General features: G+C 46.2%; 33 protein-coding genes and 2 tRNA genes. 30 read left to right on the top strand and 5 right to left on the bottom strand.

The genetic code is table 11. From position 1 onward, the window contains the following. Position 1 precedes the first annotated feature (1 nt). The 29 genes from spiA to ssaU all read left to right on the top strand — a co-directional run bounded on the left by spiA (position 2) and on the right by ssaU (position 21,089). On the top strand, positions 2 to 1,495 hold the full coding sequence (spiA, locus tag HV477_RS00820) for an SPI-2 type III secretion system protein SpiA (protein WP_045900145.1): 1,494 nt from the start codon (positions 2 to 4) through the stop codon (positions 1,493 to 1,495). Further along, on the top strand, positions 1,476 to 2,687 hold the full coding sequence (ssaD, locus tag HV477_RS00825) for a SctD family type III secretion system inner membrane ring subunit SsaD (protein ID WP_000323791.1): 1,212 nt from the start codon (positions 1,476 to 1,478) through the stop codon (positions 2,685 to 2,687). Before spiA ends, ssaD begins: the two co-directional genes overlap by 20 nt. Positions 2,688 to 2,694: 7 nt before the next feature. Then, positions 2,695 to 2,937 (top strand): YscE family type III secretion system co-chaperone SsaE, encoded by a 243-nt coding sequence (gene ssaE, locus HV477_RS00830; RefSeq protein WP_000210201.1) that lies wholly within the window; start codon positions 2,695 to 2,697, stop codon positions 2,935 to 2,937. A gap of 263 nt (positions 2,938 to 3,200) precedes the next feature. Further along, positions 3,201 to 3,527: an SPI-2 type III secretion system chaperone SseA gene (gene sseA, locus HV477_RS00835; RefSeq protein WP_000972855.1), complete on the top strand. Its 327-nt coding sequence runs from the start codon at positions 3,201 to 3,203 to the stop codon at positions 3,525 to 3,527. A 6-nt stretch (positions 3,528 to 3,533) separates the two neighbouring features. Next, the gene (gene sseB / locus HV477_RS00840) at positions 3,534 to 4,124 is read left to right on the top strand and encodes an SPI-2 type III secretion system translocon protein SseB (RefSeq protein ID WP_000094427.1); all 591 of its coding nucleotides are present in this window, start codon (positions 3,534 to 3,536) and stop codon (positions 4,122 to 4,124) included. Further along, on the top strand, positions 4,121 to 4,594 hold the full coding sequence (gene sscA, locus HV477_RS00845; protein WP_000711024.1) for a SycD/LcrH family type III secretion system chaperone SscA: 474 nt from the start codon (positions 4,121 to 4,123) through the stop codon (positions 4,592 to 4,594). The genes sseB and sscA overlap by 4 nt, the downstream gene beginning before the upstream one ends. A 2-nt stretch (positions 4,595 to 4,596) precedes the next feature. Then, entirely contained in the window at positions 4,597 to 6,051 is a 1,455-nt protein-coding gene (locus tag HV477_RS00850) for a type III secretion system translocon protein (RefSeq protein ID WP_023209474.1), read from the top strand. A 15-nt stretch (positions 6,052 to 6,066) separates the two neighbouring features. Beyond that, a complete protein-coding gene (sseD, locus tag HV477_RS00855) occupies positions 6,067 to 6,654 on the top strand; it encodes an SPI-2 type III secretion system translocon protein SseD (protein ID WP_000388317.1) in 588 nt (195 codons plus the stop codon). A 2-nt stretch (positions 6,655 to 6,656) separates the two neighbouring features. Further along, positions 6,657 to 7,073: an LcrR family type III secretion system chaperone SseE gene (sseE, locus tag HV477_RS00860; protein WP_023209473.1), complete on the top strand. Its 417-nt coding sequence runs from the start codon at positions 6,657 to 6,659 to the stop codon at positions 7,071 to 7,073. A 51-nt stretch (positions 7,074 to 7,124) separates the two neighbouring features. Further along, positions 7,125 to 7,559, top strand: a complete 435-nt coding sequence (gene sscB, locus HV477_RS00865) for a SycD/LcrH family type III secretion system chaperone SscB (protein WP_000979963.1) — start codon at positions 7,125 to 7,127, stop codon at positions 7,557 to 7,559. 15 nt (positions 7,560 to 7,574) lie between these two features. Next, the gene (gene sseF, locus HV477_RS00870; protein WP_079898973.1) at positions 7,575 to 8,357 is read left to right on the top strand and encodes a type III secretion systems effector SseF; all 783 of its coding nucleotides are present in this window, start codon (positions 7,575 to 7,577) and stop codon (positions 8,355 to 8,357) included. Then, complete coding sequence (gene sseG, locus HV477_RS00875; protein ID WP_000805846.1) at positions 8,354 to 9,043, top strand: pathogenicity island 2 effector protein SseG; 690 nt, start codon at positions 8,354 to 8,356, stop codon at positions 9,041 to 9,043. The genes sseF and sseG overlap by 4 nt, the downstream gene beginning before the upstream one ends. Positions 9,044 to 9,136: 93 nt before the next feature. Continuing rightward, positions 9,137 to 9,352, top strand: a complete 216-nt coding sequence (ssaG, locus tag HV477_RS00880; protein WP_000350226.1) for a type III secretion system needle filament protein SsaG — start codon at positions 9,137 to 9,139, stop codon at positions 9,350 to 9,352. Then, positions 9,330 to 9,620: an EscG/YscG/SsaH family type III secretion system needle protein co-chaperone gene (locus HV477_RS00885; RefSeq protein ID WP_000444713.1), complete on the top strand. Its 291-nt coding sequence runs from the start codon at positions 9,330 to 9,332 to the stop codon at positions 9,618 to 9,620. The genes ssaG and HV477_RS00885 overlap by 23 nt, the downstream gene beginning before the upstream one ends. Before the next feature lie 11 nt (positions 9,621 to 9,631). Further along, complete coding sequence (gene ssaI / locus HV477_RS00890) at positions 9,632 to 9,880, top strand: SctI family type III secretion system inner rod subunit SsaI (RefSeq protein WP_001574409.1); 249 nt, start codon at positions 9,632 to 9,634, stop codon at positions 9,878 to 9,880. Next, positions 9,877 to 10,626 carry an SPI-2 type III secretion system apparatus lipoprotein SsaJ gene (gene ssaJ / locus HV477_RS00895; protein WP_000862874.1) on the top strand — a complete coding sequence of 250 codons (750 nt, stop codon included), beginning with the start codon at positions 9,877 to 9,879 and terminating at the stop codon, positions 10,624 to 10,626. The genes ssaI and ssaJ overlap by 4 nt, the downstream gene beginning before the upstream one ends. A 17-nt stretch (positions 10,627 to 10,643) precedes the next feature. Beyond that, a complete protein-coding gene (locus HV477_RS00900; protein WP_001526945.1) occupies positions 10,644 to 11,192 on the top strand; it encodes a type III secretion system domain-containing protein in 549 nt (182 codons plus the stop codon). Further along, the gene (gene ssaK, locus HV477_RS00905) at positions 11,189 to 11,863 is read left to right on the top strand and encodes an SPI-2 type III secretion system apparatus protein SsaK (RefSeq protein WP_023228363.1); all 675 of its coding nucleotides are present in this window, start codon (positions 11,189 to 11,191) and stop codon (positions 11,861 to 11,863) included. Before HV477_RS00900 ends, ssaK begins: the two co-directional genes overlap by 4 nt. After that, complete coding sequence (gene ssaL, locus HV477_RS00910; RefSeq protein ID WP_000238880.1) at positions 11,829 to 12,845, top strand: SPI-2 type III secretion system apparatus protein SsaL; 1,017 nt, start codon at positions 11,829 to 11,831, stop codon at positions 12,843 to 12,845. The genes ssaK and ssaL overlap by 35 nt, the downstream gene beginning before the upstream one ends. A gap of 57 nt (positions 12,846 to 12,902) precedes the next feature. Next, positions 12,903 to 13,271, top strand: coding sequence for an SPI-2 type III secretion system apparatus protein SsaM (gene ssaM / locus HV477_RS00915; protein ID WP_000383702.1), 369 nt, complete (start codon positions 12,903 to 12,905; stop codon positions 13,269 to 13,271). Beyond that, on the top strand, positions 13,256 to 15,301 hold the full coding sequence (ssaV, locus tag HV477_RS00920; RefSeq protein WP_079898975.1) for an SPI-2 type III secretion system apparatus protein SsaV: 2,046 nt from the start codon (positions 13,256 to 13,258) through the stop codon (positions 15,299 to 15,301). The genes ssaM and ssaV overlap by 16 nt, the downstream gene beginning before the upstream one ends. Then, positions 15,291 to 16,592, top strand: a complete 1,302-nt coding sequence (gene ssaN, locus HV477_RS00925; protein ID WP_023209470.1) for a SctN family type III secretion system ATPase SsaN — start codon at positions 15,291 to 15,293, stop codon at positions 16,590 to 16,592. The genes ssaV and ssaN overlap by 11 nt, the downstream gene beginning before the upstream one ends. A gap of 2 nt (positions 16,593 to 16,594) precedes the next feature. Further along, positions 16,595 to 16,972 carry an SPI-2 type III secretion system apparatus protein SsaO gene (gene ssaO / locus HV477_RS00930; RefSeq protein ID WP_000449089.1) on the top strand — a complete coding sequence of 126 codons (378 nt, stop codon included), beginning with the start codon at positions 16,595 to 16,597 and terminating at the stop codon, positions 16,970 to 16,972. After that, positions 16,953 to 17,327 carry an SPI-2 type III secretion system apparatus protein SsaP gene (ssaP, locus tag HV477_RS00935; protein ID WP_001223304.1) on the top strand — a complete coding sequence of 125 codons (375 nt, stop codon included), beginning with the start codon at positions 16,953 to 16,955 and terminating at the stop codon, positions 17,325 to 17,327. The genes ssaO and ssaP overlap by 20 nt, the downstream gene beginning before the upstream one ends. Beyond that, positions 17,308 to 18,276: an SPI-2 type III secretion system cytoplasmic ring protein SsaQ gene (ssaQ, locus tag HV477_RS00940; RefSeq protein WP_079898976.1), complete on the top strand. Its 969-nt coding sequence runs from the start codon at positions 17,308 to 17,310 to the stop codon at positions 18,274 to 18,276. Before ssaP ends, ssaQ begins: the two co-directional genes overlap by 20 nt. A 67-nt stretch (positions 18,277 to 18,343) precedes the next feature. Next, the gene (gene ssaR / locus HV477_RS00945; protein WP_000056367.1) at positions 18,344 to 18,991 is read left to right on the top strand and encodes an SPI-2 type III secretion system export apparatus protein SsaR; all 648 of its coding nucleotides are present in this window, start codon (positions 18,344 to 18,346) and stop codon (positions 18,989 to 18,991) included. Continuing rightward, positions 18,988 to 19,254 carry an SPI-2 type III secretion system apparatus protein SsaS gene (ssas, locus tag HV477_RS00950; protein ID WP_000999982.1) on the top strand — a complete coding sequence of 89 codons (267 nt, stop codon included), beginning with the start codon at positions 18,988 to 18,990 and terminating at the stop codon, positions 19,252 to 19,254. Before ssaR ends, ssas begins: the two co-directional genes overlap by 4 nt. Next, positions 19,255 to 20,034, top strand: a complete 780-nt coding sequence (ssaT, locus tag HV477_RS00955; RefSeq protein WP_079898977.1) for an SPI-2 type III secretion system apparatus protein SsaT — start codon at positions 19,255 to 19,257, stop codon at positions 20,032 to 20,034. Further along, positions 20,031 to 21,089, top strand: a complete 1,059-nt coding sequence (ssaU, locus tag HV477_RS00960; protein ID WP_001291715.1) for an SPI-2 type III secretion system apparatus protein SsaU — start codon at positions 20,031 to 20,033, stop codon at positions 21,087 to 21,089. The genes ssaT and ssaU overlap by 4 nt, the downstream gene beginning before the upstream one ends. A 157-nt stretch (positions 21,090 to 21,246) precedes the next feature. Here the strand turns inward: ssaU and HV477_RS00965 are convergent. The 3 genes from HV477_RS00965 to mdtK form a co-directional block, all read right to left on the bottom strand. Continuing rightward, positions 21,247 to 21,323: transfer RNA gene (locus HV477_RS00965), tRNA-Val, on the bottom strand. Positions 21,324 to 21,333: 10 nt separating this feature from the next. Beyond that, positions 21,334 to 21,410, bottom strand: a tRNA-Val gene (locus HV477_RS00970). A 151-nt stretch (positions 21,411 to 21,561) separates the two neighbouring features. Continuing rightward, positions 21,562 to 22,935, bottom strand: a complete 1,374-nt coding sequence (gene mdtK, locus HV477_RS00975) for a multidrug efflux MATE transporter MdtK (protein ID WP_001175077.1) — start codon at positions 22,933 to 22,935, stop codon at positions 21,562 to 21,564. Positions 22,936 to 23,151: 216 nt separating this feature from the next. Between mdtK and HV477_RS00980 the strand changes: the two genes are divergently transcribed. After that, positions 23,152 to 23,793: a riboflavin synthase gene (locus HV477_RS00980; RefSeq protein WP_000493972.1), complete on the top strand. Its 642-nt coding sequence runs from the start codon at positions 23,152 to 23,154 to the stop codon at positions 23,791 to 23,793. Positions 23,794 to 23,834: 41 nt separating this feature from the next. Here HV477_RS00980 and cfa read toward each other — a convergent pair whose 3' ends face one another. Together cfa and punC are read right to left on the bottom strand one after the other, a co-directional pair. Continuing rightward, positions 23,835 to 24,983: a cyclopropane fatty acyl phospholipid synthase gene (cfa, locus tag HV477_RS00985; RefSeq protein ID WP_000098879.1), complete on the bottom strand. Its 1,149-nt coding sequence runs from the start codon at positions 24,981 to 24,983 to the stop codon at positions 23,835 to 23,837. Between the two features lie 289 nt (positions 24,984 to 25,272). Further along, a complete protein-coding gene (gene punC, locus HV477_RS00990) occupies positions 25,273 to 26,478 on the bottom strand; it encodes a purine nucleoside transporter PunC (protein WP_001182309.1) in 1,206 nt (401 codons plus the stop codon). Positions 26,479 to 26,517 lie beyond the last annotated feature (39 nt).

The following is a 26,517-nucleotide window of genomic DNA, read 5'->3' on the forward strand; positions in this document are numbered from 1 at the left end:
AATGGTAGTAAATAAACATTTAATCTTAATTTTACTATTTATACTCAATACAGCAAAGAGTGATGAGTTATCATGGAAAGGTAATGACTTCACCCTTTATGCCAGACAAATGCCATTAGCAGAGGTTTTACATCTGCTCTCAGAGAACTATGATACGGCTATTACTATTAGCCCATTGATAACAGCTACATTTAGTGGAAAAATTCCGCCTGGACCACCGGTCGATATTTTGAATAACCTGGCAGCACAATATGATTTGCTAACCTGGTTTGATGGCAGCATGTTATATGTATATCCTGCATCGTTATTAAAACATCAGGTTATCACTTTCAATATTTTATCTACTGGACGGTTCATTCATTACTTACGCAGCCAGAATATCCTTTCATCACCGGGATGCGAGGTTAAAGAAATTACCGGTACCAGAGCTGTGGAGGTGAGTGGTGTTCCCAGCTGTCTGACTCGTATTAGTCAATTAGCTTCAGTGCTGGATAATGCGTTAATCAAACGAAAAGACAGTGCGGTGAGTGTAAGTATATACACGCTTAAGTATGCCACTGCGATGGATACCCAATACCAATATCGCGATCAGTCCGTCGTGGTTCCAGGGGTCGTGAGTGTATTGCGTGAGATGAGTAAAACCAGCGTACCGGCGTCATCGACGACCAATGGTTCACCCGCTACACAGGCATTGCCCATGTTTGCTGCCGACCCACGCCAGAATGCAGTGATCGTTCGTGATTATGCGGCCAATATGGCCGGGTATCGGAAACTCATCACAGAATTAGATCAACGCCAGCAGATGATAGAGATTTCGGTGAAAATTATCGATGTTAATGCTGGAGATATTAACCAGTTAGGCATCGACTGGGGAACGGCAGTGTCGCTGGGTGGCAAGAAAATTGCGTTCAATACAGGTTTGAATGACGGTGGTGCTAGCGGTTTTTCAACGGTAATCAGCGATACCTCAAACTTTATGGTGCGTTTGAATGCCCTGGAAAAAAGCTCTCAGGCTTATGTACTTTCCCAGCCATCTGTGGTGACTTTAAATAATATCCAGGCTGTGCTGGATAAAAATATTACTTTCTATACCAAACTGCAGGGAGAAAAAGTGGCTAAACTTGAATCCATCACTACGGGTTCTTTGTTGCGCGTTACACCTCGCTTGTTAAATGACAATGGCACGCAAAAAATAATGCTTAATCTTAATATTCAGGATGGACAACAAAGTGATACGCAAAGCGAAACAGATCCGCTCCCCGAAGTGCAAAATTCTGAAATTGCTTCGCAAGCCACATTATTGGCCGGACAAAGTCTATTGCTGGGAGGGTTTAAACAAGGTAAACAAATCCACTCGCAAAACAAAATCCCTTTATTGGGAGATATCCCTGTCGTAGGTCATTTGTTTCGCAATGATACGACTCAAGTACATAGTGTAATCAGGCTTTTTTTGATTAAAGCCTCAGTAGTAAATAATGGCATATCTCATGGTTAATCCAAAGAGCTCCTGGAAAATACGTTTTTTAGGTCACGTTTTACAAGGCCGGGAAGTATGGCTGAATGAAGGTAACCTGTCACTGGGGGAGAAAGGATGCGATATTTGTATTCCGCTTACTATAAATGAAAAAATTATTCTGAGAGAACAGGCAGATAATTTATTTGTTGATGCCGGGAAAGCCAGAGTTAGAGTTAATGGCCGCAGATTTAATCCAAATAAGCCGCTACCATCCAGTGGGGTTTTGCAGGTTGCGGGAGTGGCTATCGCGTTTGGTAAACAGGATTGTGAACTTGCTGATTATCAAATACCCGTTTCCAGATCAGGCTACTGGTGGTTGGCTGGCGTATTCTTGATTTTTATCGGTGGAATGGGGGTCCTGTTAAGTATTAGTGGTCAGCCTGAAACGGTAAATGACTTACCTTTGCGGGTTAAGTTTTTATTAGACAAAAGCAATATTCATTATGTGCGGGCGCAATGGAAAGAAGATGGCAGCCTGCAGTTGTCCGGTTATTGCTCGTCAAGCGAACAGATGCAAAAGGTGAGAGCGACTCTCGAATCATGGGGGGTCATGTATCGGGATGGTGTAATCTGTGATGACTTATTGGTACGAGAAGTGCAGGATGTTTTGATAAAAATGGGTTACCCGCATGCTGAAGTATCCAGCGAAGGGCCGGGGAGCGTGTTAATTCATGATGATATACAAATGGATCAGCAATGGCGTAAGGTTCAACCATTACTTGCAGATATTCCCGGGTTATTGCACTGGCAGATTAGTCACTCTCATCAGTCTCAGGGGGATGATATTATTTCTGCGATAATAGAGAACGGTTTAGTGGGGCTTGTCAATGTTACGCCAATGCGGCGCTCTTTTGTTATCAGTGGTGTACTGGATGAATCTCATCAACGCATTTTGCAAGAAACGTTAGCAGCATTAAAGAAAAAGGATCCCGCTCTTTCTTTAATTTATCAGGATATTGCGCCTTCCCATGATGAAAGCAAGTATCTGCCTGCGCCAGTGGCTGGCTTTGTACAGAGTCGCCATGGTAATTACTTATTACTGACGAATAAAGAGCGTTTACGTGTAGGGGCATTGTTACCCAATGGGGGAGAAATTGTCCATCTGAGTGCCGATGTGGTAACGATTAAACATTATGATACTTTGATTAACTATCCATTAGATTTTAAGTGAGTGGAAAATGACAACTTTGACCCGGTTAGAAGATTTGCTGCTTCATTCGCGTGAAGAGGCCAAAGGCATAATTTTACAATTAAGGGCTGCCCGGAAACAGTTAGAAGAGAACAACGGTAAGTTAAAGGATCCGCAGCAATATCAGCAAAACACCTTATTGCTTGAAGCGATCGAGCAGGCCGAAAATATCATCAACATTATTTATTATCGTTACCATAACAGCGCACTTGTAGTGAGTGAGCAAGAGTAAAGTAAAAATATCTTAGAGCCTATCCCACCAGGCGTTAATTGGCGCAGCCAGTTTGGACACGGATAGCGCGCAAAAACCGCAGCGTACACGTAGTACGTGAGGTTTGACTCGCTACGCTCGCCCTTCGGGCCGCCGCTAGCGGCGTTCAAAACGCTAACGCGTTTTGGCGAGCACTGCCCAGGTTCAAAATGGCAAGTAAAATAGCCCTAATGGGATAGGCTCTTAGTTAGCACGTTAATTATCTATCGTGTATATGGAGGGGAATGATGATAAAGAAAAAGGCTGCGTTTAGTGAATATCGTGATTTAGAGCAAAGTTACATGCAGCTAAATCACTGTCTTAAAAAATTTCACCAAATCCGGGCTAAGGTGAGTCAACAGCTTGCTGAAAGGGCAGAGAGCCCCAAAAAGAGCAGAGAGACAGAGAGTATTCTTCATAACCTATTTCCACAAGGCGTTGCCGGGGTTAACCAGGAGGCCGAGAAGGATTTAAAGAAAATAGTAAGTTTGTTTAAACAACTTGAAGTACGACTGAAACAACTTAATGCTCAAGCCCCGGTGGAGATACCGTCAGGAAAAACAAAAAGGTAAAGCATAATGTCTTCAGGAAACATCTTATGGGGAAGTCAAAACCCTATTGTGTTTAAAAATAGCTTCGGCGTTAGCAACACTGATACCGGGGGTCAGGATGACTTATCCCAGCAAAATCCGTTTGCCGAAGGGTATGGTGTTTTGCTTATTCTCCTTATGGTTATTCAGGCTATTGCAAACGATAAATTTATTGAAGTCCAGAAGAACGCTGAACGTGCCAGAAATACCCAGGAAAAGTCAAATGAGATGGATGAGGTGATTGCTAAAGCAGCCAAGGGAGATGCTAAAACCAAAGAGGAGGTGCCTGATGACGTAATTAAATACATGCGCGATCACGGTATTCTCATCGATGGTCTGACCATTGATGAATATATGGCTAAATATGGCGATCATGGGAAGCTGGATAAAGGTGGCCTACAGGCGATCAAAGCGGCTTTGGATAATGACGCCAACCGGAATACCGATCTTATGAGTCAGGGGCAGATAACAATTCAAAAAATGTCTCAGGAGCTTAACGCTGTCCTTACCCAACTGACAGGGCTTATCAGTAAGTGGGGGGAAATTTCCAGTATGATAGCGCAGAAAACGTACTCATGAAAAAAGACCCGACCCTACAACAGGCACATGACACGATGCGGTTTTTCCGGCGTGGCGGCTCGCTGCGTATGTTGTTGGATGACGATGTTACACAGCCGCTTAATACTCTGTATCGCTATGCCATGCAGCTTATGGAGGTAAAAGAGTTCGCCGGCGCAGCGCGACTTTTTCAATTGTTGACGATATATGATGCCTGGTCATTTGACTACTGGTTTAGGTTAGGGGAATGCTGCCAGGCTCAAAAACATTGGGGGGAAGCGATATACGCTTATGGACGCGCGGCACAAATTAAGATTGATGCGCCGCAGGCGCCATGGGCCGCAGCGGAATGCTATCTCGCGTGTGATAACGTCTGTTATGCAATCAAAGCGTTAAAGGCCGTGGTGCGTATTTGCGGCGAGGTCAGTGAACATCAAATTCTCCGACAGCGTGCAGAAAAGATATTACAGCAACTTTCTGACAGGAGCTAAAAATGAATCGAATTCACAGTAATAGCGACAGCGCCGCAGGAGTAACCGCCTTAACACACCATCACTTAAGCAATGTCAGTTGCGTTTCCTCGGGTTCGCTGGGAAAGCGCCAGCATCGTGTGAATTCTACTTTTGGCGATGGCAACGCCGCGTGCCTGTTATCAGGGAAAATTAGTCTTCAGGAGGCAAGCAATGCGTTGAAGCAACTGCTTGATGCCGTACCCGGAAATCATAAGCGTCCATCATTGCCTGACTTTTTGCAGACCAATCCCGCGGTTTTATCAATGTTGATGACGACATTAATACTCAGCGTCTTTGGTAATAACGCTCAATCGTTATGCCAACAGCTTGAGCGGGCAACTGAGGTGCAAAATGCATTACGTGATAAGCAGGTAAAGGAGTATCAGGAGCAGATCCAGAAAGCGATAGAGCAGGAGGATAAAGCGCGTAAAGCGGGCATTTTTGGCGCTATTTTTGACTGGATTACCGGCATATTTGAAACCGTGATTGGCGCCTTAAAAGTTGTGGAGGGTTTTCTGTCCGGTAATCCCGCAGAAATGGCTAGCGGCGTAGCTTATATAGCCGCAGGTTGTGCAGGAATGGTTAAAGCCGGAGCCGAAACGGCAATGATGTGCGGTGCTGACCACGATACCTGTCAGGCAATTATTGACGTGACAAGTAAGATTCAATTTGGTTGTGAAGCCGTCGCGCTGGCACTGGATGTTTTCCAGATTGGCCGGGCTTTTATGGCGACGAGAGGTTTATCTGGCGCAGCTGCAAAAGTGCTTGACTCCGGCTTAGGCGAAGAAATGGTTGAGCGTATGGTTGGTGCAGGGGAAGGAGAAATAGAGGAGTTGGCTGAAAAGTTTGGCGAAGAGGTGAGCGAAAATTTTTCCAAACAATTTGAGACGATTGAACGTGAAATGGTTTCGCCGGGCGAGATGGAAGAGGAGTCTGCTGAGTTTTCTCGTAAGGTAGAAAATAATATGACAAAAAATGCGGGAAAAAGTTTTACGAAAGAGGGGGTGAAAGCCATGGCAAAAGAAGCGGCAAAAGAAGCCCTGGAAAAATGTGCGCAAGAAGGGGGAAAGTTTCTGTTAAAAAATTTTCGTAATAAAGTTCTCTGGAATATGTTCAAAAAAATCCTGTATGCCTTACTGAGTGATTGTTCATTTAAAGGCTTACAGGCTATCAGATGTGCAACCGAGGGCGCCAGTCAGATGAATACTGGCATGGTTAACGCAGATAAAGCGAAGCTCGAAAAGAAAATAGAGCAATTAATAACTCAGCAACGGTTTCTGGATTTCATAATGCAACAAACGGAAGACCAAAAAAAGATAGAACAAAAACGCTTAGAGGAGCTTTATAAGAGTAGCGGTGCCGCGCTTAGAGATGTATTAGATACCATTGATCACTATAGTAGCGTTCAGTCGAGAATAGCTGGCTGTCGCGCTTAATCTGAGGATAAAAATATGGAAGCGAGTAACGTAGCACTGGTATTACCAGCGCCTTCCTTGTTAACGCCTTCTTCCAGTCAAGCTCCCTCCGGGGAGGGAATGGGTACTGAATCAATGCTTCTGTTATTTGATGATATCTGGACGAAGCTAATGGAGCTTGCCAAAAAGTTGCGCGATATCATGCGCAGCTATAACGTAGTAAAACAACGGCTGGGCTGGGAACTGCAAGTCAATGTTTTACAGACGCAAATGAAAACAATTGATGAAGCGTTTAGAGCATCAATGATTACTGCGGGTGGCGCAATATTGTCGGGCGTGCTGACGATAGGATTAGGAGCTGTAGGCGGGGAAACCGGTCTTATAGCGGGTCAAGCCGTAGGCCACACAGCTGGGGGCGTCATGGGCCTGGGGGCCGGTGTAGCGCAACGTCAAAGTGATCAGGATAAAGCGATTGCCGACCTGCAACAAAATGGGGCCCAATCTTATAATAAATCCCTGACGGAAATTATGGAGAAAGCAACTGAAATTATGCAGCAAATCATGGGGGTGGGGTCGTCACTGGTCGCGGTTCTTGCTGAAATACTCCGGGCATTAACGAGGTAAATATGGTGCAAGAAATAGAGCAATGGTTGCGTCGGCATCAGGTGTTTACTGAGCCTGCATATTTAGGGGAGACCGCCATATTACTTGGGCAACAGTTTATATTATCGCCTTACCTGGTGATCTATCGTATTGAGGCAAAAGAAATGATTATTTGTGAGTTCAGGCGCCTGACGCCCGGGCAACCTCGACCACAGCAATTGTTTCGCTTACTGGGACTTTTACGCGGGATATTTGTGCATCACCCGCAGTTAACATGTTTAAAGATGTTGATAATCACCGACGTTCTGGATGAAAAAAAAGCCATGCTACGCAGGAAATTATTGCGCATCCTGACAGTAATGGGAGCGACCTTTACACAGCTTGATGGCGATAACTGGACAGTTTTATCCGCCGAGCATCTTATCCAGCGACGTTTTTAAATGACCTTCCTGACGTAAATCATTATCACGTGAAAATAACAATCAATAGGTATGATGATGAAAGAAGATCAGAAAAATAAAATACCCGAAGACATTCTGAAACAGCTATTATCCGTTGATCCGGAAACCGTTTATGCCAGTGGTTACGCCTCATGGCAGGAGGGGGATTATTCGCGCGCCGTAATCGATTTTAGTTGGCTGGTGATGGCCCAGCCATGGAGTTGGCGTGCCCATATTGCATTAGCTGGCACCTGGATGATGCTTAAAGAATACACGACGGCCATTAATTTCTATGGACATGCCTTGATGCTGGATGCCAGCCATCCAGAGCCGGTTTACCAAACGGGTGTCTGTCTCAAAATGATGGGGGAACCCGGGTTGGCGAGAGAGGCTTTTCAAACCGCAATCAAGATGAGTTATGCGGATGCCTCATGGAGTGAGATTCGCCAGAATGCGCAAATAATGGTTGATACTCTTATTGCTTAAATAACAGAACGAAATATGAAAATTCATATTCCGTCAGCGGCAAGTAATATAGTCGATGGTAATAGTCCTCCTTCCGATATACAAGCGAAGGAGGTATCGTTTCCTCCCCCTGAAATTCCAGCGCCTGGCACCCCCGCAGCCCCTGTGCTGCTTACGCCTGAACAAATAAGGCAGCAGAGGGATTATGCTATACATTTTATGCAATACACTATTCGTGCGCTGGGTGCGACAGTCGTGTTTGGGTTATCGGTTGCTGCAGCGGTAATTTCTGGCGGGGCAGGATTACCCATTGCTATTCTTGCGGGGGCGGCGCTCGTGATTGCTATTGGGGATGCTTGCTGTGCGTATCATAATTATCAATCGATATGTCAGCAAAAGGAGCCATTACAAACCGCCAGTGATAGCGTTGCTCTTGTGGTCAGTGCGCTGGCCTTAAAATGTGGGGCAAGTCTTAACTGCGCTAACACCCTTGCTAATTGTCTTTCTTTATTAATACGTTCAGGAATCGCTATTTCTTCGTTGGTTATACAACTACAGTTTCCACTGCCCGCCGCTGAAAATATAGCGGCCTCTTTGGACATGGGGAGTGTAATTACCTCCGTTAGCCTGACGGCGATAGGTGCGGTACTGGATTATTGCCTTGCCCGCCCCTCTGGCGACGATCAGGAAAATTCTGTTGATGAACTTTATGCCGATCCCAGTGCGTTATTGGCGGAACAAATGGCATCGCTCTGCCAATCTGCTACTACACCTGCATTAATGGACAGTTCTGGTCATACATCTCGGGGAGAACCATGAAACCTGTTAGCCCAAATGCTCAGGTAGGAGGGCAACGTCCTGTTAACGCGCCTGAGGAATCACCTCCATGTCCCTCATTGCCACATCCGGAAACCAATATGGAGAGTGGTAGAATAGGTCCTCAACAAGGAAAAGAGCGGTTATTGGCCGGACTTGCGAAACGAGTGATAGAGTGTTTTCCAAAAGAAATTTTTAGTTGGCAAACGGTCATTTTGGGCGGACAGATTTTATGCTGTTCCGCTGGAATAGCATTAACTGTGCTAAGTGGTGGAGGCGCGCCGCTCGTAGCCCTGGCAGGGATTGGCCTTGCTATTGCCATCGCGGATGTCGCCTGTCTTATCTACCATCATAAACATCATTTGCCTATGGCTCACGACAGTATAGGCAATGCCGTTTTTTATATTGCTAATTGTTTCGCCAATCAACGCAAAAGTATGGCGATTGCTAAAGCCGTCTCCCTGGGCGGTAGATTAGCCTTAACCGCGACGGTAATGACGCATTCATACTGGAGTGGTAGTTTGGGACTACAGCCTCATTTATTAGAGCGTCTTAATGATATTACCTATGGACTAATGAGTTTTACTCGCTTCGGTATGGATGGGATGGCAATGACCGGTATGCAGGTCAGCAGCCCATTATATCGTTTGCTGGCTCAGGTAACGCCAGAACAACGTGCGCCGGAGTAATCGTTTTCAGGTATATACCGGATGTTCATTGCTTTCTAAATTTTGCTATGTTGCCAGTATCCTTACGATGTATTTATTTTAAGGAAAAGCATTATGGATATTGCACAATTAGTGGATATGCTCTCCCACATGGCGCACCAGGCAGGCCAGGCCATTAATGACAAAATGAATGGTAATGATTTGCTCAACCCAGAATCGATGATTAAAGCGCAATTTGCCTTACAGCAGTATTCTACATTTATTAATTACGAAAGTTCACTGATCAAAATGATCAAGGATATGCTTAGTGGAATCATTGCTAAAATCTGAAGTTATTAGCGACGATGTTCGACGGTTGCTGCTGGAAATCATGTTTGCGGGCGTTAACCATAGCCTGATTTCCCAGGTACATGCGATGTTACCAGCGCTAACGGTTATTGTTCCGGATAAAAAATTACAGTTGGTATGTCTGGCATTATTGTTGGCGGGTTTAAATGAGCCGCTAAAAGCCGCGAAAATTTTATCGGATATAGATTTGCCAGAGGCTATGGCGCTGCGTCTGTTATTTCCTGCACCAAATGAGGGGTTTGAAAATTGAATATTTCTGATATGAGCGTAGTGCCTGTAAGCACTCAATCTTATGTAAAGTCCTCTGCAGAACCGAGCCAGGAGCAAATTAATTTTTTTGAACAATTGCTGAAAGATGAAGCATCCACCAGTAACGCCAGTGCTTTATTACCGCAGGTTATGTTGACCAGACAAATGGATTATATGCAGTTAACGGTAGGCGTCGATTATCTTGCCAGAATATCAGGCGCAGCATCGCAAGCGCTTAATAAGCTGGATAACATGGCATGAAGGTTCATCGTATAGTATTTCTTACTGTCCTTACGTTCTTTCTTACGGCATGTGATGTGGATCTTTATCGCTCATTGCCAGAGGATGAGGCGAATCAAATGCTGGCATTACTTATGCAGCATCATATTGATGCGGAAAAAAAACAGGAAGAGGACGGTGTTACCTTACGTGTCGAGCAGTCGCAGTTTATTAATGCGGTTGAGCTACTTAGACTTAACGGTTATCCGCATCGTCAGTTTACAACGGCGGATAAGATGTTTCCGGCTAATCAGTTAGTGGTATCACCCCAGGAAGAACAGCAGAAGATTAATTTTTTAAAAGAACAAAGAATTGAAGGAATGCTGAGTCAGATGGAGGGCGTGATTAATGCAAAAGTGACCATTGCGCTACCGACTTATGATGAGGGAAGTAACGCTTCTCCGAGCTCAGTTGCCGTATTTATAAAATATTCACCTCAGGTCAATATGGAGGCCTTTCGGGTAAAAATTAAAGATTTAATAGAGATGTCAATCCCTGGGTTGCAATACAGTAAGATTAGTATCTTGATGCAGCCTGCTGAATTCAGAATGGTAGCTGACGTACCCGCGAGACAAACATTCTGGATTATGGACGTTATCAACGCCAATAAAGGGAAGGTGGTGAAGTGGTTGATGAAATACCCTTATCCGTTGATGTTATCGTTGACAGGACTGTTATTAGGAGTGGGCATCCTGATCGGCTATTTTTGCTTGAGACGCCGTTTTTGAGCCGACCTGATCCCGAGGTGTTGCAACTTTATCGTTATTTCTGGCAACCTGCTCGTTACGCTGTACCGGAATGGCTGGATAAGCTGGGCTTTCATCTTTCAAACTGCTGGCGTTATGGCGATCGGCCCGAGTTGGATCGTCTTCTTGACAGAGCGTTAAATAGACTAAGAGGAAGCTCTGTTATCCCAGCCTGTTTAAATGACAGGCAAAAACGGCAGGTTCGTCTTGCGCCGCGTATATCGGCATTTGCCTTTGGGCTGGGATTATTCAAACTCAGGTGTAGTGACTATTTTATGCTACCAGAGTATCGGCAATTGCTTCTACAGTGGTTTAGCGAGGATGAGATCTGGCAGCTATATGGTTGGTTGGGGCAAAGAGATGGCAAATTACTTCCTCCGCAAGTGATGCAACAAACTGCATTGCAGATCGGTACCGCCATTCTTAATCGGGAAGCGCATGACGATGCGGTTTTACATGCGCTATTAGTATTATTACCCCCTCCGCAGCGTATACTTTGGCCGAAGACTTCTCTTACCGAGATTATCTTCATGGAGCATTTGCTATGAGTTTTACTTCACTTCCTCTGACGGAAATTAACCATAAGCTACCCGCTCGAAATATTATTGAGTCACAGTGGATAACATTACAATTAACTTTATTTGCGCAAGAGCAACAAGCTAAGAGAGTTTCACATGCTATTGTGAGCTCCGCTTACCGTAAGGCTGAAAAAATCATCCGAGACGCCTATCGTTATCAGCGTGAACAGAAAGTTGAGCAGCAACAAGAACTAGCGTGCTTGCGTAAAAATACGCTGGAAAAAATGGAAGTGGAATGGCTGGAACAGCATGTAAAACATTTACAAGAAGATGAAAATCAATTTCGTTCATTGGTCGATCACGCAGCGCATCATATTAAAAATAGTATAGAACAGGTTCTGTTGGCCTGGTTCGATCAACAGTCGGTAGACAGTGTTATGTGCCATCGTCTGGCACGCCAGGCCACGGCTATGGCGGAAGAGGGAGCGCTTTATTTGCGTATTCATCCTGAAAAAGAGGCATTGATGCGTGAAACTTTTGGCAAGCGGTTTACGTTGATTATCGAGCCTGGTTTCTCTCCCGATCAGGCTGAAATTTCCTCAACACGATATGCCGTTGAGTTTTCACTTTCTCGTCATTTCAACGCGTTACTGAAATGGTTACGTAATGGTGAAGATAAAAGAGGTCGCGATGAATATTAAAATTAATGAGATAAAAATGACGCCCCCTACAGCATTTACCCCTGGCCAGGTTATAGAGGAACAAGAGGTTATTTCGCCTTCAATGTTAGCTCTCCAGGAGTTACAGGAAACGACGGGGGCAGCGCTCTATGAGACGATGGAAGAAATAGGAATGGCGCTGAGTGGTAAACTGCGCGAAAGTAATAAATTCACTGATGCTGAGAAACTGGAGCGCAGGCAGCAGGCTTTGCTGCGTTTGATAAAACAAATACAGGAGGATAATGGGGCAGCGTTGCGTCCGCTTACCGAAGAGAATAGTGATCCTGATTTACAGAATGCGTATCAAATTATCGCTCTTGCAATGGCGCTTACTGCCGGCGGGTTGTCAAAAAAGAAAAAACGCGATTTGCAATCGCAACTGGATACGCTTACAGCGGAGGAGGGATGGGAACTTGCCGTTTTTAGTTTACTGGAACTTGGCGAAGTGGACACCGCTACGTTGTCCTCGCTGAAGCGTTTTATGCAACAGGCGATAGACAACGATGAAATGCCCTTATCGCAGTGGTTCAGACGCGTGGCAGACTGGCCGGATCGCTGTGAACGGGTCCGTATTTTGCTAAGAGCAATAGCCTTTGAACTTAGCATATGCATCGAACCCTCGGAGCAAAGTCGTTTGGCCGCAGCATTAGTACGTTTGCGTCGTTTGCTGTTATTCCTTGGCCTTGAAAAAGAGTGCCAGCGTGAGGAGTGGATTTGCCAGTTGCCGCCTAATACATTACTGCCGCTACTACTCGATATTATTTGTGAGCGCTGGCTTTTCAGTGATTGGTTGCTTGATAGACTTACCGCTATAGTTTCTTCATCGAAGATGTTCAATCGGTTACTCCAACAACTTGATGCGCAGTTTATGCTGATACCCGATAACTGTTTTAACGACGAAGATCAACGTGAACAAATTCTCGAAACGCTTCGTGAAGTAAAGATAAATCAGGTTTTATTCTGATACCTGGCTTTCAATATTTAGGTAAATTGGCTTTCTGGCTCATCATGAGGCGTCAGGATGGATTGGGATCTCATTACTGAACGTAATATTCAGCTTTTTATTCAATTAGCAGGATTAGCTGAACGGCCTTTAGCAACCAATATGTTCTGGCGGCAAGGACAATATGAAACCTATCTAAACTATCATAACGGTCGTATTCACTTATGTCAGATACTCAAGCAAACCTTCTTAGACGAAGAACTGCTTTTTAAAGCGTTGGCTAACTGGAAACCCGCAGCGTTCCAGGGTATTCCTCAACGATTATTTTTGTTGCGCGATGGGCTTGCAATGAGTTGTTCTCCACCTCTTTCCAGCTCCGCCGAGCTCTGGTTACGATTACATCATCGACAAATAAAATTTCTGGAGTCGCAATGCGTTCATGGTTAGGTGAGGGAGTCAGGGCGCAACAGTGGCTCAGTGTATGCGCGGGTCGGCAGGATATGGTTCTGGCGACGGTGTTATTAATCGCTATTGTGATGATGCTGTTACCTTTGCCGACCTGGATGGTTGATATCCTGATTACTATCAACCTTATGTTTTCAGTGATCCTGCTCTTAATTGCTATTTATCTTAGTGACCCTCTCGATTTATCGGTATTTCCGTCTTTATTACTTATTACTACATTATATCGTTTGTCACTCACAATCAGCACATCACGGCTGGTACTGTTACAACATAATGCCGGTAATATTGTGGATGCTTTCGGTAAGTTTGTCGTAGGAGGAAATCTCACCGTTGGGTTGGTCGTATTTACCATCATTACTATCGTGCAGTTTATTGTCATTACAAAAGGTATCGAGAGGGTGGCGGAAGTTAGCGCACGTTTCTCGCTTGATGGGATGCCAGGCAAACAAATGAGTATCGATGGCGATTTGCGTGCCGGAGTTATCGATGCAGACCATGCCCGTACATTAAGACAGCATGTCCAGCAGGAAAGCCGCTTTCTCGGTGCGATGGACGGTGCGATGAAATTTGTTAAAGGCGATACGATTGCCGGTATTATTGTTGTTCTGGTGAACATTATCGGCGGTATCATTATCGCTATCGTACAATATGATATGTCGATGAGTGAGGCTGTTCACACTTATAGCGTACTGTCAATCGGAGATGGTTTATGTGGGCAAATTCCATCGCTGCTGATTTCCCTTAGCGCGGGAATTATTGTCACCCGTGTCCCGGGTGAGAAACGCCAGAACCTGGCGACAGAGTTGAGTTCTCAAATTGCCAGACAACCTCAGTCGCTCATATTAACCGCTGTGGTTTTAATGCTCCTCGCTTTAATTCCTGGCTTTCCTTTTATCACTCTCGCTTTCTTTTCAGCGTTGTTAGCATTGCCAATTATCCTCATTCGCCGCAAAAAGTCTGTGGTTTCCGCAAATGGCGTCGAAGCACCGGAAAAAGATAGTATGGTTCCCGGCGCATGTCCTCTAATCTTACGTCTTAGCCCGACGTTACATTCTGCCGACCTGATTCGTGATATTGACGCCATGAGATGGTTTTTATTTGAGGATACCGGCGTCCCTCTCCCTGAGGTGAATATTGAGGTTTTGCCTGAACCCACCGAAAAATTGACGGTACTGCTATATCAGGAACCCGTATTTAGTTTATCTATTCCCGCTCAGGCGGATTATTTATTGATAGGCGCGGACGCTAATGTGGTGGGTGACAGCCAGACGTTACCGAACGGGATGGGGCAGATCTGTTGGCTTACAAAAGACATGGCCCATAAGGCGCAAGGTTTTGGACTGGACGTTTTCGCGGGCAGCCAACGTATCTCTGCCTTATTAAAATGTGTCCTGCTTCGGCATATGGGAGAGTTTATTGGTGTTCAGGAAACGCGTTATCTAATGAATGCGATGGAAAAAAACTACTCTGAGCTGGTGAAAGAGCTTCAACGCCAGTTACCCATTAATAAAATCGCTGAAACTTTGCAACGGCTTGTATCAGAACGGGTTTCTATTAGAGATTTACGTCTTATTTTCGGCACCTTAATTGACTGGGCGCCACGTGAAAAAGATGTCCTGATGTTGACAGAATATGTCCGTATCGCGCTTCGCCGTCATATTCTGCGTCGTCTTAATCCGGAAGGAAAACCGCTGCCGATTTTGCGGATCGGCGAAGGTATTGAGAACCTCGTGCGTGAATCCATTCGCCAGACGGCAATGGGGACCTATACTGCGCTGTCGTCTCGTCATAAGACGCAGATCCTGCAACTTATCGAGCAGGCGCTGAAGCAGTCAGCCAAATTATTCATTGTCACTTCTGTCGACACCCGACGTTTCTTGCGAAAAATTACAGAAGCCACCTTGTTCGACGTACCGATTTTGTCATGGCAGGAATTAGGAGAGGAGAGCCTTATACAAGTGGTAGAAAGTATTGACCTTAGCGAAGAGGAGTTGGCGGACAATGAAGAATGAATTGATGCAACGTCTGAGGCTGAAATATCCGCCCCCCGATGGTTATTGTCGATGGGGCCGAATTCAGGATGTCAGCGCAACGTTGTTAAATGCGTGGTTGCCTGGGGTATTTATGGGTGAGTTGTGCTGTATAAAGCCTGGAGAAGAACTTGCTGAAGTCGTGGGGATTAATGGCAGCAAAGCTTTGCTATCTCCTTTTACGAGTACAACCGGACTTCACTGCGGGCAGCAAGTGATGGCCTTAAGGCGACGCCATCAGGTTCCCGTGGGCGAAGCGTTATTAGGGCGAGTCATTGATGGTTTTGGTCGTCCCCTTGATGGCCGCGAACTGCCAGAAGTCTGCTGGAAAGACTATGATGCAATGCCTCCTCCCGCAATGGTTCGACAGCCTATCACTCAACCATTAATGACGGGGATTCGCGCTATTGATAGCGTTGCGACCTGTGGCGAAGGGCAACGAGTGGGGATTTTTTCTGCTCCTGGCGTGGGGAAAAGCACGCTTCTGGCGATGCTGTGTAATGCGCCAGACGCAGACTGCAATGTTCTGGTGTTAATTGGTGAACGTGGACGAGAAGTCCGCGAGTTCATCGATTTTACACTGTCTGAAGAGACCCGAAAACGTTGTGTCATTGTTGTCGCAACCTCTGACAGACCCGCCTTAGAGCGCGTGAGGGCGCTGTTTGTGGCCACCACGATAGCAGAATTTTTTCGCGATAATGGAAAGCGAGTCGTCTTGCTTGCCGACTCACTGACGCGTTATGCCAGGGCCGCACGGGAAATCGCTCTGGCCGCCGGAGAGACCGCGGTTTCTGGAGAATATCCGCCAGGCGTATTTAGTGCATTGCCACGACTTTTAGAACGTACAGGAATGGGGGAAAAAGGCAGTATTACCGCATTTTATACGGTACTGGTGGAAGGCGATGATATGAATGAGCCGTTGGCGGATGAAGTCCGTTCACTGCTTGACGGACATATTGTGCTATCCCGACGGCTTGCAGAGAGGGGGCATTATCCTGCCATTGACGTGTTGGCAACGCTCAGCCGCGTTTTTCCAGTCGTTACCAGCCATGAGCATCGTCAACTGGCGGCGATATTGCGACGGTGCATGGCGCTTTACCAGGAGGTTGAACTGTTAATACGCATTGGGGAATACCAGCGAGGAGTTGATACTGATACTGACAAAGCCATTGATGCCTATCCGGATATTTGTACATTTTTGCGACAAAGTAAGGATGAAGTATGCGGACCCGAGCTACTTATAGAAAAATTACACCAAATCCTCACCGAGTGATCATGGAAACTTTGCTGGAGATAATCGCGCGGCGTGAAAAGCAATTACGCGGCAAGCTTACCGTACTTGATCAGCAGCAACAGGCGATTATTACGGAACAGCAGATTTGCCAGACGCGCGCTTTAGCAGTGTCTACCAGACTGAAAGAATTAATGGGCTGGCAAGGTACGTTATCTTGTCATTTATTGTTGGATAAGAAACAACAAATGGCCGGGTTATTCACTCAGGCGCAGAGCTTTTTGACGCAACGGCAGCAGTTAGAGAATCAGTATCAGCAGCTTGTCTCCCGGCGAAGCGAATTACAGAAGAATTTTAATGCGCTTATGAAAAAGAAAGAAAAAATTACTATGGTATTAAGCGATGCGTATTACCAAAGTTGAGGGAAGTCTTGGGTTGCCATGCCAGTCTTATCAGGATGATAACGAGGCGGAGGCGGAACGTATGGACTTTGAACAACTCATGCACCAGGCATTACCCATTGGTGAGAATAATCCTCCTGCAGCATTGAATAAGAACGTGGTTTTCACGCAACGTTATCGTGTTAGTGGCGGTTATCTTGACGGTGTAGAGTGTGAAGTATGTGAATCAGGGGGGCTAATTCAGTTAAGAATCAATGTCCCTCATCATGAAATTTACCGTTCGATGAAAGCGCTAAAGCAGTGGCTGGAGTCTCAGTTGTTGCATATGGGGTATATAATTTCCCTGGAGATATTCTATGTTAAGAATAGCGAATGAAGAGCGTCCGTGGGTGGAGATGCTTCCAACGCAAGGCGCTACCATTGGTGAGCTGACATTGAGTATGCAACAATATCCAGTACAGCAAGGGACGTTATTTACCATAAATTATCATAATGAGCTGGGTAGGGTGTGGATTGCAGAACAATGCTGGCAGCGCTGGTGTGAAGGGTTAATTGGCACCGCTAATCGATCGGCTATCGATCCTGAATTGCTATACGGAATAGCTGAATGGGGGCTGGCGCCGTTATTGCAAGCCAGTGATGCGACCCTCTGTCAGAACGAACCGCCAACATCCTGCAGTAATCTACCACATCAGCTAGCGTTGCATATTAAATGGACAGTTGAAGAACATGAGTTCCATAGCATCATTTTTACATGGCCAACGGGTTTTTTGCGCAATATAGTCGGAGAGCTTTCTGCTGAGCGACAACAGATTTATCCTGCCCCTCCTGTGGTAGTCCCTGTATATTTAGGCTGGTGCCAGCTTACGTTAATTGAACTTGAGTCTATCGAAATCGGCATGGGCGTTCGGATTCATTGCTTTGGCGACATCAGACTCGGTTTTTTTGCTATTCAACTACCTGGGGGGATCTACGCGAGGGTGTTGCTGACAGAGGATAACACGATGAAATTTGATGAATTAGTCCAGGATATCGAAACGCTACTTGCGTCAGGGAGTCCAATGTCAAAGAGTGACGGAACATCTTCAGTAGAACTTGAGCAGATACCACAACAGGTGCTCTTTGAGATCGGACGTGCGAGTCTGGAAATTGGACAATTACGACAACTTAAAACGGGGGACGTTTTGCCTGTAGGTGGATGTTTTGCGCCAGAGGTGACGATAAGAGTAAATGACCGTATTATTGGGCAAGGTGAGTTGATTGCCTGTGGCAATGAATTTATGGTGCGTATTACACGTTGGTATCTTTGCAAAAATACAGCGTAAACCTGATAAGAAAAATAATATGCGAACAATATAATAGCGTTCCAGGTCGTGTCATGAGAGATACAGTATGTCTTTACCCGATTCGCCTTTGCAACTGATTGGTATATTGTTTCTGCTTTCAATACTGCCTCTCATTATCGTCATGGGAACCTCTTTCCTTAAACTGGCGGTGGTATTTTCGATTTTACGAAATGCTCTGGGTATTCAACAAGTTCCCCCAAATATCGCACTGTATGGCCTCGCGCTTGTACTTTCCTTATTCATTATGGGGCCGACGCTATTAGCTGTAAAAGAGCGCTGGCATCCGGTTCAGGTCGCTGGCGCTCCTTTCTGGACGTCTGAGTGGGACAGTAAAGCATTAGCGCCTTATCGACAGTTTTTGCAAAAAAACTCTGAAGAGAAGGAAGCCAATTATTTTCGGAATTTGATAAAACGAACCTGGCCTGAAGACATAAAAAGAAAGATAAAACCTGATTCTTTGCTCATATTAATTCCGGCATTTACGGTGAGTCAGTTAACGCAGGCATTTCGGATTGGATTACTTATTTATCTTCCCTTTCTGGCTATTGACCTGCTTATTTCAAATATACTGCTGGCTATGGGAATGATGATGGTGTCGCCAATGACCATTTCATTACCGTTTAAGCTGCTAATATTTTTACTGGCAGGCGGTTGGGATCTGACACTGGCGCAATTGGTACAGAGCTTTTCATGAATGATTCTGAATTGACGCAATTTGTAACGCAACTTTTATGGATCGTCCTTTTTACGTCTATGCCGGTGGTGTTGGTGGCATCGGTAGTTGGTGTCATCGTAAGCCTTGTTCAGGCCTTGACTCAAATACAGGACCAAACGCTACAGTTCATGATTAAATTATTGGCAATTGCAATAACCTTAATGGTCAGCTACCCATGGCTTAGCGGTATCCTGTTGAATTATACCCGGCAGATAATGTTACGAATTGGAGAGCATGGTTGAATGGCACAACAGGTAAATGAGTGGCTTATTACATTGGCTGTGGCTTTTATTCGACCATTGAGCCTCTCTTTATTACTTCCCCTATTAAAAAGTGGCAGTTTAGGGTCCGCGATTTTACGTAATGGCGTGCTTATGTCACTTACCTTTCCCATATTACCAATCATTTACCAGCAGAGGATTATGATGCATATTGGTAAAGATTACAGCTGGTTAGGGTTAGTCACCGGAGAGGTGATTATTGGTTTTTTAATTGGGTTTTGTGCGGCGGTTCCCTTTTGGGCCGTTGATATGGCGGGGTTTCTGCTTGATACTTTACGTGGCGCGACAATGGGTACGATATTCAATTCTACAATAGAAGCTGAAACCTCACTTTTTGGCTTGCTTTTCAGTCAGTTCTTGTGTGTTATTTTCTTTATAAGCGGCGGCATGGAGTTTATATTAAACATTCTGTATGAGTCATATCAATATTTACCACCAGGGCGTACTTTATTATTTGACCGGCAATTTTTAAAATATATCCAGGCAGAGTGGAGAACGCTTTATCAATTATGTATCAGCTTCTCTCTTCCTGCCATCATATGTATGGTATTAGCCGATCTGGCTTTAGGTCTTTTAAATCGGTCGGCACAACAATTGAATGTGTTTTTCTTCTCAATGCCGCTCAAAAGTATATTGGTTCTACTGACGCTCCTGATCTCATTCCCTTATGCTCTTCATCACTATTTGGTTGAAAGCGATAAATTTTATATTTATCTAAAAGACTGGTTTCCATCTGTATGAGCGAGAAAACAGAACAGCCTACAGAAAAGAAATTACGTGATGGCCGTAAGGAAGGGCAGGTTGTCAAAAGTATTGAAATAACATCATTATTTCAGCTGATTGCGCTTTATTTGTATTTTCATTTCTTTACTGAAAAGATGATTTTGATACTGATTGAGTCAATAACTTTCACATTACAATTAGTAAATAAACCATTTTCTTATGCATTAACGCAATTGAGTCATGCTTTAATAGAGTCACTGACTTCTGCACTGCTGTTTCTGGGCGCTGGGGTAATAGTTGCTACTGTGGGTAGCGTGTTTCTTCAGGTGGGGGTGGTTATTGCCAGCAAGGCCATAGGTTTTAAAAGCGAGCATATAAATCCGGTAAGTAATTTTAAGCAGATATTCTCTTTACATAGCGTAGTAGAATTATGTAAATCCAGCCTAAAAGTTATCATGTTATCTCTTATCTTTGCCTTTTTCTTTTATTATTATGCCAGTACTTTTCGGGCGCTACCGTACTGTGGGTTAGCCTGTGGCGTGCTTGTGGTTTCTTCTTTAATAAAATGGTTATGGGTAGGGGTGATGGCTTTTTATATCGTCGTTGGCATACTGGACTATTCTTTTCAATATTATAAGATTAGAAAAGATCTAAAAATGAGTAAAGATGACGTAAAACAAGAGCATAAAGATCTGGAGGGCGACCCTCAAATGAAGACACGGCGTCGGGAAATGCAGAGTGAAATACAGAGTGGGAGTTTAGCTCAATCTGTTAAACAATCTGTTGCGGTAGTGCGTAATCCAACGCATATTGCGGTTTGTCTTGGCTATCATCCCACCGATATGCCAATACCACGCGTCCTGGAAAAAGGCAGTGATGCTCAAGCTAACTATATTGTTAACATCGCTGAACGCAACTGCATCCCCGTTGTTGAAAATGTTGAGCTGGCCCGCTCATTATTTTTTGAAGTGGAACGCGGAGATAAAATTCCTGAAACGTTATTTGAACCCGTTGCAGCCTTGTTACGTATGGTGATGAAGATAGATTATGCGCATTCTACCGAAACACCATAAATGCTTTTGGTATGCTTCTTCAGGCCACTGCGAAGGTTAAGAGGGTAATAGCGTATAGAGCAGTGCTTGACGATAAAGGTGAGAGACTGAAAATAATCGCTTTTAGCCTGGCACAAGCACCAGATAGCGTATTATAAAATTAAACAAGATAATGGATTGGTGCGTCTGAATGGACTCGAACCATCGACCCCCACCATGTCAAGGTGGTGCTCTAACCAACTGAGCTACAGACGCATTAAAATGATGGTGCGTTCAATTGGACTCGAACCAACGACCCCCACCATGTCAAGGTGGTGCTCTAACCAACTGAGCTATGAACGCAACGTTGTAGGTGACAACGGGGACGAATATTAGCGTCACAACCGCAATGAGGCAAGAGGGAAATCGCAATTTTCTTCCTGAAATCACCTGATTGCGGTGGAAATATGCAACATGTCGAGAAAATAGCCGCCATGCGACGGCTATCGTCGTATTATCGCGCAGCGCGCTGCAAAATGATGGCGGACGGCTGACGTTGTAGATAGCGCATCCGTAGCATCATTAACACCGCCGCCGAGGTCAGGCCGATGATGAACCCCATCCAGAAGCCCGCCGGTCCCATACGATCCACCACCAGATCCGTTAACGCCAGGATATAACCGCTGGGTAAACCTAACACCCAGTAGGCGGTAAAGGTGATAAAAAAGATGGAACGCGTATCTTTATAACCGCGCAGAATACCGCTGCCGATAACCTGTATAGAGTCGGAAATCTGGTAAACCGCAGCGAGCAGCATTAATTGCGCGGCAAGCGCCACGACCTCGGGGTTGTCATTGTAAAGCAAAGCAATATGCTTACGCAGAGTAACGGTAAAGATCGCGGTAACCACAGCCATACAAATGCCGACGCCTAAACCGGTACGCGCTGCGGTTTGCGCATCCAGCGTTGAGCCCTGGCCCAGACGATAACCCACTCGAATTGTTACCGCCGCAGCCAGCGACATCGGCAGTACGAACATCAGCGAGCTAAAGTTAAGCGCAATCTGATGACCGGCGACATCCACAATACCTAATGGCGAAACCAGCAGCGCAACGACCGCAAATAACGTCACTTCAAAGAACAGCGCCAGCGCAATCGGCAACCCCAGTTGAATCAGGCGCTTCATGACGACGCTATCAGGTTTGCCAAAGCCTTTTTCATTACGAATATCACGCATTGAACGCGCGTGTTTAATGTAAGAAAGCATGGCGATAAACATCACCCAATAGACCGCCGCAGTCGCAACGCCGCAGCCGATACCGCCGAGTTCCGGCATACCAAAATGGCCATAGATAAAAATATAGTTCACCGGAATATTCACCAGCAGGCCCAAAAATCCCATCACCATACCCGGTTTGGTTTTGGCCAGACCTTCGCACTGGTTTCGCGCTACCTGAAAGAAAAGGTATCCTGGCGCGCCCCACAGCAGCGCGCGAAGATAACCCACGGCTTTATCGGCCAGCGCCGGATCAATATTATGCATAGAGCGGATAATGTATCCGGCATTCCACAGGACGATCATCACCAGCACGGAGACAAAGCCCGCCAGCCAGAACCCTTGTCGAACCTGATGCGCGATACGCTCACGACGGCCGGAGCCATTGAGTTGCGCAATCACAGGCGTCAAGGCCAGCAGTAAGCCGTGACCAAACAAAATGGCGGGAAGCCAGATAGAGGTGCCGATAGCGACGGCAGCCATGTCCGTAGCGCTATAGCCTCCCGCCATGACGGTATCGACGAATCCCATTGCGGTCTGTGCCACTTGCGCAAGGATCACCGGTATCGCTAACGCTAATAACTGACGCGCTTCACTGGTATACTTCTGCACGTATTCACCTTTTATTTTGTTGTTATATGAAAGACTAAAAAGCCGCCGTAGTGGCAGCCAAAAGAAATAGCAGGGGAAATTTCAGTCTATTGTAGCGGGGTATTACTATTTCTCCAGCGAAAAAACAGTTGTTAACGGCGCATTGCTGGCAAGCTGTTTTTCCACCTGCTATTGTGCTGAACAGTTCTGCTTTTATTTATTTCAGGAGTTGAAGATATGTTTACGGGGATCGTACAGGGTACCGCGAAACTGGTATCGATTGATGAAAAACCCAACTTTCGCACCCATGTGGTGACGTTACCGGACTACATGCTGGAGGGGCTGGAGACGGGGGCGTCGGTAGCGCATAACGGATGCTGTTTGACGGTGACTGAAATAAACGGTAACCAGATAAGTTTTGATCTGATGAAAGAAACGTTGCGCATCACCAATCTGGGCGCGTTGAGGGTAGGTGATGAGGTCAACGTAGAGCGCGCCGCCAAATTCAGCGATGAAATCGGTGGTCATCTGATGTCGGGGCATATTATTACGACGGCGGAGATCGCGAAAATCCTGACCTCCGAAAATAACCATCAGGTGTGGTTTAAAGTGCAGGATGCGTCCCTGATGAAGTATATCCTGTACAAAGGCTTTATCGGCGTTGACGGTATCAGTTTGACCGTCGGCGAGGTAACGCCAACGCGCTTCTGCGTGCATCTCATTCCGGAAACGCTGGAACGTACTACGCTTGGCAGAAAAAAACTGGGTGAGCGTGTGAATATCGAGATCGATCCGCAAACGCAGGCGGTTGTCGATACCGTAGAACGCGTACTGGCTACACGAGAAAATGCGGTCAGAAATCAGGCCGACATTGGCTAACGGAAAATAAGATTCCCCCGCATGAAATGCGGGGGAGATGATTAGCGAGGAACGCGCAGACCGTTTTCAACGCCGCGCGTAAATACCACCTGCCAAAGCTGAATATCACGCGCGCGAAACGCACCCGCGCAGGCGTTGAGATAATAGCTGAACATACGTTTAAAGCGCTCGTTATAATTGCCCGCAATCTCTGGCCAGGCATTGATAAAGCGCTCGTGCCACGCCATCAGAGTCGTGTCATAGTCGGCGCCAAAGTTATGCCAGTCTTCCATTACAAAGTGTGATTCGCTGGCCTCGGCGATTTGACGAACAGACGGCAAACAACCGTTGGGGAAAATATACTTATTGATCCACGGATCGACATTATGATCGGTTTTTTTAGAACCAATAGTATGGAGCAGGAAAAGACCATCCGGTTTTAAATTCCTGTCAACGACCTCAAAATAGGTGTTGTAGTTTTTTGGCCCGACATGTTCGAACATGCCGACAGAGACGATTCGGTCAAACTGATCGTTAAGGTCGCGATAATCTTCGAGGAGAATGGAGACATCCAGACCTTCGCAACGCGTCTGCGCCATTTTTTGTTGTTCAGCGGAGATCGTTACGCCCACCACGCTAACGCCATAATGGGTCGCCATATATTGCGACAGGCCGCCCCAGCCGCAGCCGATATCCAGCACACGCATCCCCGGTTGTAGCTGTAGCTTTTCGCAAATTAATTTCAGCTTGGCTTGCTGTGCCGCTTCCAGCGTATCGGCATCTTTCCAGTAGGCGCAAGAATATTGCATATAGGGATCGAGCATACGGGAAAAAAGGTCATTACCAAGATCGTAATGTTCCTTGCCGACAATCCAGGCGCGTTTTTTACTTTGTAGATTAATCAGACGCGCGCCGAGGATACGGAGCGTATCTTTAACATGGTGGGGGAGTTGATTTTCAAGACCGGCACGTAAGACTTTGCTGAAGAAAATATCCAGACGCTCGCATTCCCACCAGCCATCCATGTAACTCTCACCTAACCCCAACGATCCTTCCTGAAGGACGCGTTTAAAAAAATCGGGATTCTTAACACGAATGTCAGACGGGGCGGAACCATTAATTGTAATATCCGCGCGGCTTAACAATTCGTTGGCGATTCGGTACCAGTTATCATCCGGCACGCTGACTTCTTCTATACACGATGAACTCATAGTTTCTCCATCACTGGACGGTGATCAGAACCTTAAAACAGCGTAGACGCTTTTTTGGCTTTGTGAGAAATCCCACGGACAATTCCGTGAGCCAGTTATCCGACGTAGAACAGAGGAAGGGAGGAACCCTTGCCGAAAAGGCCATCCATGGTGAATCGGGAACGCTCCGGTTCCCGTTAATGCCTAATAATTATCGTAATATAAACAACCGGGAATCAGTATAGGCCGCAATTTTTGATGATTCAACCGAAAATTGTTAGCGTGCTAATTACCAGCGGTTAACAAGTCTTTAGTGAGACTTGTCGTGGGCGACATTGGCATGGGGAAATCCGGTCTCAGCGCAATCTGCATGAGACTGCATTTTGTAACCTAACGCCGCCAGAACAACGGTAGAGAGCATTACGCTGGTGGTGGTCAGCAGCGGCGTGCTGATGAGCCATGAAACCACCAGGCTTGCCAGGAAACATAACCCCAGTTGCAGCGTATTTTGTAGCGCCGCAGCGCGCCCCGTGGCTTGAGGGAAAGGGCGTAACGCTTGCGCGACGACGATAGGGTAGATGGCGCCATTAGCAATCGCCATTACGCAGAAAGGAATCAGGATCTCCACCAGTGAGGCATTATTCAGAAGGCCCGCTCCCCAGGTGGCGATAACGCTCAGCGCATACAGCCCTAACAGCCACGGAAGCAATTGGTAGCCCTGCCATTTTTGTAGCGCCGCGCGGCAACCATATCCGCCAATCAGAAAAGCGATGGTTTGCGGAACATAGCTCAGGCCAATCACTGCCGGGCTGTAACCCATCGCGCTGAGAATAAATGGGGACCCTGTTAGCCACGCAAAAAAGCTGGCGGAACAGGCGGCATAAATCAGCACATTACCGCGATAGGTTTTAGAGCGTAACAACGTCGCGAAAGTGAGTTTATCCTGTCCTTCGGTACGCGCTTTTCCCGATGGTTTTAAGCGCAGCGCCGGCAACATCAGCAACAACGTAATCACGAACAGAGTGGCGAAAATCGCCTGCCATGAGAAATGCGTCAGTATCCAGCTTCCCAGTAAGGGCGCAAGCGCCGGGGATAAGCCCACCAGTGGCATGATAGTGGCGAAGATACGATTAATTTTTTGCGAAGGATAATAATCGGTCACCAGCGCTTGCCAGATTACCGTTGCCGCGCAAACGCCGACGGCCTGCACGAAGCGCAGCGTCAGCAGTGCTGCCGCGCTTTCTACCCACAGCATCCCCAGACTTCCGAGCGCAAAGATAGATAACCCCAGCAGTAAAATCGGTTTACGGCCATAACGATCCGATAGCGGTCCCCAAAGTAGTTGCGCGACGGCAAAGCCAGCTAAAAACAGGCTGAGGCTGGCACTGACCGCGGCGGCAGGCGTTTGTAAATCCGCCTGTATGGCGGCAAACGCGGGCAGGTACATGTCCGTAGCCAGAAATCCCAGCACGCTAAGACCGGCTAACCAGACTAAAAAACCTTTTCCAGGTTGCATATTTGTTTCTCTTTCTTATCAGACAGACATTGTCGCAGA

Origin of the sequence: Salmonella sp. SG203 (assembly GCF_013350575.1) — a bacterium.
Taxonomy (GTDB): Bacteria; Pseudomonadota; Gammaproteobacteria; order Enterobacterales; family Enterobacteriaceae; genus Salmonella; species Salmonella enterica.